Source organism: uncultured Ferrimonas sp. (assembly GCF_947489035.1).
GTDB lineage: Bacteria > Pseudomonadota > Gammaproteobacteria > Enterobacterales > Shewanellaceae > Ferrimonas.
On sequence record NZ_CANLCI010000047.1, the window covers coordinates 1 to 10,028 of the forward strand.

Annotated in this window: 15 protein-coding genes; all 15 read right to left on the minus strand. The window is 36.1% G+C overall.

Annotation, left to right across the window (positions count from 1 at the left end; all coding sequences use genetic code 11):
- Positions 1–230: 230 nt before the first annotated feature.
- Entirely contained in the window at positions 231–578 is a 348-nt protein-coding gene (locus tag Q0796_RS17755; protein WP_298445732.1) for a hypothetical protein, read from the minus strand.
- A 100-nt stretch (positions 579–678) separates the two neighbouring features.
- On the minus strand, positions 679–1,521 hold the full coding sequence (locus tag Q0796_RS17760) for a hypothetical protein (RefSeq protein ID WP_298445735.1): 843 nt from the start codon (positions 1,519–1,521) through the stop codon (positions 679–681).
- Between the two features lie 98 nt (positions 1,522–1,619).
- A complete protein-coding gene (locus Q0796_RS17765; protein WP_298445740.1) occupies positions 1,620–2,045 on the minus strand; it encodes a hypothetical protein in 426 nt (141 codons plus the stop codon).
- A gap of 133 nt (positions 2,046–2,178) precedes the next feature.
- Positions 2,179–2,601, minus strand: a complete 423-nt coding sequence (locus Q0796_RS17770) for a hypothetical protein (protein WP_298445743.1) — start codon at positions 2,599–2,601, stop codon at positions 2,179–2,181.
- A gap of 97 nt (positions 2,602–2,698) precedes the next feature.
- Positions 2,699–3,043: a hypothetical protein gene (locus Q0796_RS17775; protein ID WP_298445746.1), complete on the minus strand. Its 345-nt coding sequence runs from the start codon at positions 3,041–3,043 to the stop codon at positions 2,699–2,701.
- Between the two features lie 93 nt (positions 3,044–3,136).
- Positions 3,137–3,643: a hypothetical protein gene (locus Q0796_RS17780; protein ID WP_298445749.1), complete on the minus strand. Its 507-nt coding sequence runs from the start codon at positions 3,641–3,643 to the stop codon at positions 3,137–3,139.
- Between the two features lie 110 nt (positions 3,644–3,753).
- Positions 3,754–4,038 (minus strand): hypothetical protein, encoded by a 285-nt coding sequence (locus Q0796_RS17785; RefSeq protein WP_298445751.1) that lies wholly within the window; start codon positions 4,036–4,038, stop codon positions 3,754–3,756.
- A 190-nt stretch (positions 4,039–4,228) separates the two neighbouring features.
- Positions 4,229–4,615 (minus strand): hypothetical protein, encoded by a 387-nt coding sequence (locus tag Q0796_RS17790; protein WP_298445754.1) that lies wholly within the window; start codon positions 4,613–4,615, stop codon positions 4,229–4,231.
- A 59-nt stretch (positions 4,616–4,674) separates the two neighbouring features.
- Complete coding sequence (locus Q0796_RS17795) at positions 4,675–5,730, minus strand: acyltransferase (protein WP_298445757.1); 1,056 nt, start codon at positions 5,728–5,730, stop codon at positions 4,675–4,677.
- A gap of 135 nt (positions 5,731–5,865) precedes the next feature.
- Positions 5,866–6,453 (minus strand): hypothetical protein, encoded by a 588-nt coding sequence (locus Q0796_RS17800; protein ID WP_298445760.1) that lies wholly within the window; start codon positions 6,451–6,453, stop codon positions 5,866–5,868.
- 421 nt (positions 6,454–6,874) lie between these two features.
- On the minus strand, positions 6,875–7,066 hold the full coding sequence (locus Q0796_RS17805) for a hypothetical protein (protein WP_298445763.1): 192 nt from the start codon (positions 7,064–7,066) through the stop codon (positions 6,875–6,877).
- A gap of 110 nt (positions 7,067–7,176) precedes the next feature.
- Positions 7,177–7,596, minus strand: coding sequence for a hypothetical protein (locus Q0796_RS17810; RefSeq protein WP_298445766.1), 420 nt, complete (start codon positions 7,594–7,596; stop codon positions 7,177–7,179).
- 108 nt (positions 7,597–7,704) lie between these two features.
- The gene (locus Q0796_RS17815; RefSeq protein ID WP_298445769.1) at positions 7,705–8,073 is read right to left on the minus strand and encodes a hypothetical protein; all 369 of its coding nucleotides are present in this window, start codon (positions 8,071–8,073) and stop codon (positions 7,705–7,707) included.
- A gap of 143 nt (positions 8,074–8,216) precedes the next feature.
- Positions 8,217–8,840: a DUF3885 domain-containing protein gene (locus Q0796_RS17825; RefSeq protein WP_298445774.1), complete on the minus strand. Its 624-nt coding sequence runs from the start codon at positions 8,838–8,840 to the stop codon at positions 8,217–8,219.
- Positions 8,841–9,363: 523 nt separating this feature from the next.
- On the minus strand, positions 9,364–10,028 hold a 665-nt coding region (locus Q0796_RS17830; protein ID WP_298445777.1), incomplete at its 5' end, for a hypothetical protein.

Here is a 10,028-nt window from a genome sequence, read left to right on the forward strand (position 1 = left end):
TGCATATGTCCCGAATTCTCAGTTCAAGGATCAGATCGCCGCCGCGCTGATTGGTTCAATACGATTTAGGAAACAACGCCAAGTTGAAGCAAGAATAAAACTCCGCTTAACTAGACACGAATCAACCTTAAGCCATTTGAGCACCATATAAAATACCAGCATAAATTGGTATCATTAGTAATGGAAATAAATATATTATCACCCGACTCCCTTAGGCATATAACAGCTTATTATATTCTGTCTTCTTCACACTTTTTGACGAAAATATCGGATAACTCACCTTGAAAAGATTTTCCCGAATTATCAGAAAGCTTAAGTTCGGATTCTAACTCTGAATAGCCACTACCATCAATTATTGATAGTAAAGATGCAATTGAATCTTGAGAAACTTGCTTCATCAACTTAACGATTAATTCACGTTCACTTGGGTTACTTTTATCGTAGAACGATAACAACTCTATCCAATAAGGATCTGTGACCTCATTTCTAGGAATATTTTTCAGCATACTCTTATAAAAAGTAATATTTTCGCTTACTGTGCGAGCCAATATTTCATCAGCTAAATGTTCAGGTTTCACTGGAATCCTTAAGGAATATAACGCCCAACTAAGGGGCAAATAATTAGCTTGGCTAAAATATGGAACGCAGTGACAAAAGCCAAGCTTTATTTGTCCCGCTTTAGTTACTTGTTAGGTTATCTATTACTCCACTTATTGAATCTAATGTAATTTTCGGCGCATCAGCGCTTTCCAATTGAGTAAGCAATTCTCTCCATACCTTAGGCGAACTATTATCCCAAATCGAAACGATTCTATTTAGTATCTCATTTTTGAAGACTATCTCAACGGGTTGATTTAACGAGTTAATAAATGTGTACACATCATTAGGATTATTAGTAAATACATTAGTAACAGTTGATACATTATTAATCATACTGTGATGCTCAAAACCAAGTTCCGAGGTTATGATAAAGCCTGTAGGCACCTCTATAACGCCAGTAACTTTGTATGTTTTGTAATTTGCCTTTAACAAAAGCAAAGCCAAATACTTACTATTTAGCAGAAACGCTTTTGGTTCTGATTCTTTTAGTCGAAAAGCTCCGCAATCAAGATCAGAGAGTTTTATTGAAAAACTCTCCATAAGAGCCGAAAAGGCATTATGTCCTATTAACGATGAATACAATGGGTTGTCTTTCAATTGAAGTGAATGGTACGTGTTAGTTTCAATTGTTTGTAATTTTTTAGTCTCATGTTCCATTAAAGCGAGACGCTTAAAAATTGAATCATTAAAGACACCGACTTTTGGTTTTTTGTTTGGAACAATTGGAACAGATAAATTCCAAACATTTAAAGTTGGGAATTTACTTTCAGAGGGTTTTATCGGTTTCCAAGTTAAAACATCAACACTCACGTTTTCTAATGTTGTTTTACTTTCTTGGCATTGGTGAACTAAATCTAATTCAGTCGCTAGTGTCGAGAATGACAACATGGAAACAAAGAAAGCGAGAGTTGAATATTTCATTGATAACCTAACGCCTCACTAAGAGGCAAATAATAGTTGGTTAAAATAAGCGACGAAGGAGCAAAAACCAACTGTTATTTGTCCTTTTGAGTGACTTGTTATGTGTTTGATTGCACCCAAGCTTCAAAGTGTTTAGTTATGATCGGGGCTACTCTTTCGTATGTCTCCCATGTGTCAGGGACATGATAAATAGTCTCGTAATTATCATATGGGTCAGAAGTCTCAATGTATATGGTGAAGTACTCATTCTCGTAAAACTCTGAAGCAAACTTATTACCAAGTTCATTTAGATCTTCATCAGTAAATTTACCATCGCAATTATCAGAGAGGAATTGACCGCCTGTTTTAAGTTTGCTCTTAACCGCTTCTATCTCTTCTGGCCATTCAACTTTATGTAAATCACCGGCTAGTCCGTGAGTTAATGCCCAAGCTAAAAAAATACCCGTATGTGTATGAGCATTTTGTTCGGATAACCCTTTTGGATAATCACCACCGTAATGCCATGATGCATCATCATACTTCATAGATATTCAAACTCCATTTAAAACACATAACGCCCCGCTAAGGGGAAATTTGTAGTTGGCTAAATGTTGAACGGAGTGAAAACAGCCAACTGTAAATTTTCCCTCTTGAGCGCCTTGTTAGGCGCTACTTACATTAAACCTTTTTACTGGCTCTTACATTTGCAATACGAAATAGCTGTGCAGCTACACAAAAATATATGATTGCTTGAACGCTATGTATAACAGGCTTATCCATAAACGTGCCGACAATCACAGCCATAATTGGCATAGCAATAAACAAAATACCAATTAAACGAAGTGCGACTGGTGAAACAAACCCTTTACTTTTTTTAGGGTTGGACACAATTAACCTAAATGATAATAAACTAACCCAAATGCTACCTATTAATAAAACGCTACCAATTGAAACAGTAAAAACGGACGGTGGCACATTTGGAGCTAACAGAATAATAGCTGAGCCTACGATGCAAAAAAGTGTAAATGGAAATAATACTAACCCTAAAGGTAAAGTAATCCATCTCGGCAACGACTTAGGTTCAATTAACTCGGATTCCATAGTGCGCCTAACGCCCTAATAATGGGCAAAAAATTGTTGGCTAAAATGTTGAGGAACGAAAACAGCCAACTGTTTTTTGTCCTTATTAATTAGCTTGTTATATGCCATTACAGCTTAAAGTACCGAAAACTGACGCAGGAATTACCTCACACTTTTCACCTGTACTTGTAACCTTAATAGCATCACCACATTGCGTTTCTTTTTTAATTAACGCAGATGCTTTATATTTTTTAGAACCACAAATTTTGACAGCTTTACGATGCCAATATGGAACTAATTGTTCAGGATCGCTGGCTGGTGCTATTACGGATAAACCATAATTTTTATTAATACCAGCAACTTCAGTTACCTGATATTCAATGTCAATGTTTGCAAAGCTACTCCTGCTAGTAATTAAAGCTAGTAGAAATAGCGCAATAGTTAGCGATTTCATCATTGGCATATAACGCCCTGTTAAGGGGCTGATAATGTTTGGCTAAAATGTGTAGCGAAGCGAAACTGAGCCAAACTTTAGCAGTCCCGCTTGAACAGCTTGTTATATTTTCTTTACCGCACCAGTGCCAAACACATGATAATACTCAGGAGCTTCTATGTTTGGTTCTTGAAACCAATTATGAACCGTTCTAGTAAATGTCATATTTGCAGCTCGCTCACTAATTCGTGCAAATGATAGCCAATATCTTTCTAGCCAAACACCACCATCTCTAGTGATATAAATATGAAACCCCAACTGATCGTTAATAAAGTTAACATTTCCATCGTTTTCAGCCCACTCTTCTTCAGGTGTATTTCTAAAATACACCTTCGGCTTACTGTTTTTGAATAGCACGACCTTAACTCCTATCTCTGAGACTCCACTTTTGTTTAAGTTATCAAGAAGCTCTTGAGGTGAGCTTTTGACTGCATAGGAACCTTCCCATGTCCCTTCTACTGATTCATAAGATTGGATTTGCTCAATTTTTTTAGTTATTAGCGGATCGACTTGTTGCCCTTGAACGGTAGCAGAAAAGCTAAAAATTAACACAAGTAGAATTTTATACACGAAACTATCCTTGAAAATATAACGCCCCGTTAAGAGGCGCAAAATGCATGGCTATAATTAGTGAGGTACGAACGCAAGCCATGCTTTTTGCGTCCTACTTTAGTGCCTTGTTATAGGGCTTTTCTATCCCAGACAACAAATGATGCGTTCTCAGAACTACTTGCAGATAACGCCAGTTGTTCATTGTCAAAACCATTCAACTCTTGAAACATTGACATAAACTCGGATGCTTTGGGACTTTCAGAGGCTAAGTAAAAATCAATATTTTCACACTCAAACTTCCAAAACAAATCATCACTGAATGGGCCTTTATCGTTTGTAATGATTTTAATAAATAGAATAGTTTTTGGGTCAACATTGATTCTTTTACCAAATGAACCTTTACACAAAAACATATCACCAACTTCAATTAACCATGGGCCACGAGGATAAAATTTTCGTTACCTGATTTTTTACGAAATAGTCGATTTAACAATGACACTTATTGAGCCCTATAACGCCTCGCTAAGAGGCGTAAAATGCTTGTTATAATTAGCGAAGAATGAGCGCAAACCAAGCGTTTTACGTCCTTTCTTGAGCGACTTGTTATGCACCGTCCCACTCCGTAAACTCTCGATTTAAAATTTGTGATTTAGATAACTTAGAATTGCTGTTAGGCACGCATATTTCGCGTGCACCAGCGCCAAATGCGGCCTCTCTAAAAGCTCTGATTTCTACATTAGTGTATCCACCTTCAACTGACTCTAGCAAGTGAACAACAGCTGTAGGATCTTGCAGTAAGAAACGTCGAGGAGCTAATTCCTTAGCAATACTTTTGAAGCAGTCTTCTATTTCCATAAAATTACCCATTAAAGTTCTTGGGTGATTTAAGGCGCTACAAGATTTAGTTATTGATTTGTCATCTTCAACAAAAGTTACGGTAACTTGACCTCTTTTGATTTGATAATATAAATGACGCTTAATCCAGAACACGAAACCTCCCTTTAGGTGTATAACGCCTCGTTAAGAGGTAATAAAATTGTTGGCTAAAATTAGCGACGAAGGAGCAAAAGCCAACTGTTTTTTGTCCTTTTAAACGACTTGTTAGATGCTATGTTACGTATGAACCTAGCAACGGGCTTTTCAAAATATTTAAATGATACAAATGCTACTGAAACAGTTAGAACGAAAGATAATAATAATTTCAATTCAACACTTAAATTGAGCTTGTTTACAAAAATAATAATTGGCATGTGAAGCAAATATAATGAATAAGATACTTTTCCCAAGAAGTCACCGAACCTGTTAGCTAATAGTACATTGTTATCAGGAACTAAAAATACAATACAAAAAAATACGGAACTCATTACAAGTAATACTTCATAGCTTAACCACATTTTTGTCTTAGCATCAGACGTAACAGATGAGATCTCTGGATACATAGCAGGTATTAAGAGTAACACGAAAATAAAGTAATGTTTCTTAAGGTATTTCGGTACATCAAAAGACTTATAATGCATTCCAAAAATAACCCCAATAAAAAAATAAGGTAAACTTCTTAACGTATTAAATAAGTTGTAACGAACTCCGTTTATGTCTCCATATACTCGTGGAAAGTTTGCGAAAAATAGCAGGAGCATAACTGCTAATATTGAAAGGTAAATATAGCCTATCCTATTCTTTGAAAATGACCAAAAAATCAGGAATACGAAGTAAAATTGTATTTCAGGGGGGATTGACCAAAGTACACTGTCACCATATAAAAATAGTAGATGACTAATCAGTGCATTCGCATCTGGAATGTTATAAAGACTATCATTGCCGATTAAGGACAAAACGTAAGAGCTAAGTACAATAACCAAGAATAGTGGAACTACTCTTGCTATTCGAGCTAATAAGTAGCGCTTGATAGTAACGTTGCTGAATTTTTGGGTCAGGTATAAGTGAGACATTAAAAAACCACTCAGCAAGAAAAACAGCATTACACCGTACGCTCCAGAGCCTCCGCCTAACATTCCATTAAGCCAATTTGTAATATCGCTAAAATGAGTAATAAACACAATTAATGCAGCCAACCCACGCAATGTGTTTAATTTTCTAATCTCCAACTAAAACTCCGGACTTGAATAATGCAGGCATCTAACGCCCTGTTAAGGGGCTGATAAATGTTTGGCTAAAATGTGTAGCGAAGCGAAACCTAGCCAAACGTTAGCAGTCCCACGCTTAAACAGCTTGTTATATGGCTACTTACTATCTAGCCAACATTTATTAAATATAATTTGACTTGAATTAGTAACAATTAGTTTATGAACATAATTTAACTCATCCAACGGAGCAGGATCTTTGCCCACCATATAAACTGCATTAGATGAACTTACCAACTTACCATTAATGCTAACCGATGCTTCATTTTGTAATAGTAAACCTTCAAAAAGCCCCTGATAACCCGCCATAACATGAATTGCCTTATTTAATTCTTGTCCTTGCAGCCCTTCAAGTGCAATCCAAAGCTCCGACTGTTCGAGTAATTTGTCATTTGATAAAGAAGATAAACTATTCAAAATATACGCTTTAGCGTCTTTGAGGTATGGAGTATGTTCGGCCATATTAGTTTTGACGTAGTTTATGGCTTTAGTAGCAGATACAATAACTTTCGAATTATCAGATTTGTGGAATATTGCAGGAAGGTCATATGAATTGGGATGTACTAATTGAGATTTCCATTTAACAGGGTAATTGCTTAAATCACATGGATCCGTTTCTGCTTTCACAGATCCAGAAACAATTAACATCACCAACATTAAAAATATATGCATACTTTCCATAGCCATATAACGCCTTACTAATGGGCGCATAAATGCTTGGCTAAAATTAGCGACGAAGGAGCGCAAGCCAAGCGTTATGCGTCCTTTTGAGTAACTTGTTAAGTTACCTGTTTAGACGGTATAAGCCACACTCATTAGCCCATTTTTCAATTTTTTCTGCATGTTTAGGGTTACGTAAGTAGAAAACATTTGTGTCGTCCCAGCTTTCAAAATACACAGCTTCCAACTCAGGAAGCACCACTTTATAAAAATGGCTACTATCTACATTGTGTGGGGTGCATGTTAAGTAAGCTTCTTTAGCAGCATCCGAGGTAAATTTGCGAAATTGTGGTTTTGCTGAACTCCAACGTCCTTTGAATGTAAAGTTTAGAACTTCAGTATTTTCAATTAACTTCTTCGCAAATTTAATGAACTTTAAATCTCTACTTTATTGCTCCTCTTCAGAAACATCAGATAAATATTTAATTGAGTCTTCTGCTCCCAGCCAACGCTCGAAAACTGAAACCGCCATGTAAGTATATTCATCTGTATCTTCCACAGCGTACAACTTATCAAGATCAGGATACTTTTCTCGCAAGTCTATTTGAGATTGTTTATCCAATGCCAGAAATTTACGCATATCTTCCTTGGTAACTTAACGCCCCAATAAGGGGCTGATAAAGCTTGGCTAAACTGTGTAGCGAAGCGAAACTGAGCCAAGCTTTAGCAGTCCCGCACTTAATTGGCTTGTTAGGCATTCTCTACATTATGATTTTTTACATCTTGATTTATTAAGCGAATAGCACGGATTGCTGAGATAAACAGTATTAATTTGAACATTGCAATAGCGCCAGGAAACCTGCCTAGATCAAGATAAATAATTACTAGGTTTAAAACTTGGTGCACAACTATACAAATAGAAGCCCATAATTTACGTTTGTAGAGAAAATACGTAAATATAAGCATTAGAAAAACGTCGAATAATGACCACGGATCCATTATGTATTGCCAAGTTGTGTCTGAACTAGTTTGATATAAGCCTGCAATAGCAAACGACGCGGTAAAAATAGCAATGAATAAAGATACGTATACGGCTACTTTTACAATTTTCTGAGCCATTACTACATCTTTTGGTCCTTGGAATAGCGCTTCCATAAAATTTTGCGACATATATTCTCCGAATGCCTAACGCCCTACTAAGGGGCAAATAAATGCTTGGATACAATTTGGAACGCAGTGACAAAAGCCAAGCTTTTTTTGTCCCGCTTAAGTAGCTTGTTAGCTGCCTTCATCTCCCAACCTTATTAACTTAAAAACATTATGGTTAGAGCCATTTTTAAATACCACTTCACCATTAGGTTGAAAGGTGACTTTTAGGTCGACTGTAGCTGATTTATTCAATAAAAACGATTGTTGTTCTATTTGACGATTAAATAAATGATAAACATTGTTTCTCTTTTTAAATTCGCCTGACTCTATGATTGGATTTTTAGGATCAAAACCATAACAATCATTAAAAATATAATATTTGTTACTTTCAAATTTGATAAGGTCTGGACACTCTATGCCTGCTTCTTTTTGAATCCATTCTTCAGCATTTATTGCAGAAGAAAAAAATAGGAACAATATAATCCAAACTTTAGACATTTAACCTCCCAAAAGGCTGCTAACGCCCTGTTAAGGGGTGAGCAACGCAATACCGAAGCCGCCGCAAACCACCTTAATCACTAAAATCAACGCATATCGAACATGCCACGCGTTGCGAATCCCTCTTGAACAGTTTGTTATATTCATTTGAACAAACTATCCATATATTGCTTGTCGTAATCGAGTAACAACTGGTTTTGATTTTGATAAAGGTCTTCTAAAGCGCATTTACTGCTGGCGGCAACATCTAGGCCTCGATCATCATAGAGGTGATAAATAAGTTCTTTATCACAATTAATTATAAACAGTTGCCCTGCTAGGGTTGGTCCACGATCACCAAAGTCACCGTCAATACAAGCCTGAATGATCGGTTTTATATTTAACTCTGACACGTTCAAATCGGAAATAGTGACTCTTTTCCAGCAGTGCCTTTTGTACTCTAGATCTTCGGTATAAATATCTCGATGTTCCGAAAAAACTAACTTTTTATCATACAGAGGCTTGAACAGTTTAAAGAAGTAGTCACTTTTTCTAATTTTCTTCCGTCCATCAGAAAAAATTTGATAACAGACTTTGATCTTATCCGAAGGTTTAAATACTGCTTCATAGATACTAAGCGCTCTACTCATCGCAATTTCAAAATACTGTTCATTATAATTTTTTCGGTCGTCATCCAACCATATGTCGACGTCATCAGGGCCTAACTCAAACCTCAAAGCAAACTCATTCCGATAGAAGACTGGTTTTTCTAGTTGTATGTTCATCATTATTTATCTCCAGTTTTCCCGATGAATATAACGCCCAATTAACAGGCAAAAAATGGTTGGCTAAAATAAGTGAACGTAGTGAACAAAAAGCCAACTGTTTTTTGTCCTTGTTTAATTTCTTGTTATGTTTTTAATTTAACCCTAAACGCCTGCCAAATAAATGCGGCGGCGGCTACCAAAAACATTAAGAGCATAAACCAAAAGAAATTGGGACTTTCTTCTAAATAATGGTACTTAACTGTCCCATAAAATTACCCTGTAACGTATGCATTATATGTTTTATAAATAAAATAAAACGATACGCACAGTAAAATAAATCTGGTTGGCCAAAGCCACTTTGCTTCTACTTTAATTACTTTAGGAGCATGAAATAAAGGTTGTTTACTATCCATTAATTAAACACCACACTTTCTGAAAACATAACGCCCTGTTAAGGGGCTGATAAATGTTTGGCTAAAATGTGTAGCGAAGCGAAACCTAGCCAAACGTTAGCAGTCCCACGCTTAAACAGCTTGTTATATGGCTACTTACTATCTAGCCAACATTTATTAAATATAATTTGACTTGAATTAGTAACAATTAGTTTATGAACATAATTTAACTCATCCAACGGAGCAGGATCTTTGCCCACCATATAAACTGCATTAGATGAACTTACCAACTTACCATTAATGCTAACCGATGCTTCATTTTGTAATAGTAAACCTTCAAAAATCCCCTGATAACCCGCCATAACATGAATTGCCTCATTTAATTCTTGTCCTTGCAGCCCTTCAAGTGCAATCCAAAGCTCCGACTTTTCGAGTAATTTGTCATTTGATAAAGAAGATAAACTATTCAAAATATACGCTTTAGCGTCTTTGAGGTATGGAGTATGTTCGGCCATATTAGTTTTGACGTAGTTTATGGCTTTAGTAGCAGATACAATAACTTTCGAATTATCAGATTTGTGGAATATTGCAGGAAGGTCATATGAATTGGGATGTACTAATTGAGATTTCCATTTAACAGGGTAATTGCTTAAATCACATGGATCCGTTTCTGCTTTCACAGATCCAGAAACAATTAACATCACCAACATTAAAAATATATGCATACTTTCCATAGCCATATAACGCTTTGCTAAGCGGCAATAAAATAGCTGGCTATAATTAGCGAGGAACGAGCAAAAGCCAGCTGTTTTTTGTC

Coding starts and splice junctions, on each gene's coding strand:
- Q0796_RS17760 (WP_298445735.1), bottom strand. CDS start 1,521: ATGAAATATTCAACTCTCGCTTTCTTTGTTTCCATGTTGTCATTCTCG.
- Q0796_RS17765 (WP_298445740.1), bottom strand. CDS start 2,045: ATGAAGTATGATGATGCATCATGGCATTACGGTGGTGATTATCCAAAA.
- Q0796_RS17770 (WP_298445743.1), bottom strand. CDS start 2,601: ATGGAATCCGAGTTAATTGAACCTAAGTCGTTGCCGAGATGGATTACT.
- Q0796_RS17775 (WP_298445746.1), bottom strand. CDS start 3,043: ATGCCAATGATGAAATCGCTAACTATTGCGCTATTTCTACTAGCTTTA.
- Q0796_RS17785 (WP_298445751.1), bottom strand. CDS start 4,038: ATGTTTTTGTGTAAAGGTTCATTTGGTAAAAGAATCAATGTTGACCCA.
- Q0796_RS17800 (WP_298445760.1), bottom strand. CDS start 6,453: ATGGCTATGGAAAGTATGCATATATTTTTAATGTTGGTGATGTTAATT.
- Q0796_RS17805 (WP_298445763.1), bottom strand. CDS start 7,066: ATGCGTAAATTTCTGGCATTGGATAAACAATCTCAAATAGACTTGCGA.
- Q0796_RS17810 (WP_298445766.1), bottom strand. CDS start 7,596: ATGTCGCAAAATTTTATGGAAGCGCTATTCCAAGGACCAAAAGATGTA.
- Q0796_RS17815 (WP_298445769.1), bottom strand. CDS start 8,073: ATGTCTAAAGTTTGGATTATATTGTTCCTATTTTTTTCTTCTGCAATA.
- Q0796_RS17825 (WP_298445774.1), bottom strand. CDS start 8,840: ATGATGAACATACAACTAGAAAAACCAGTCTTCTATCGGAATGAGTTT.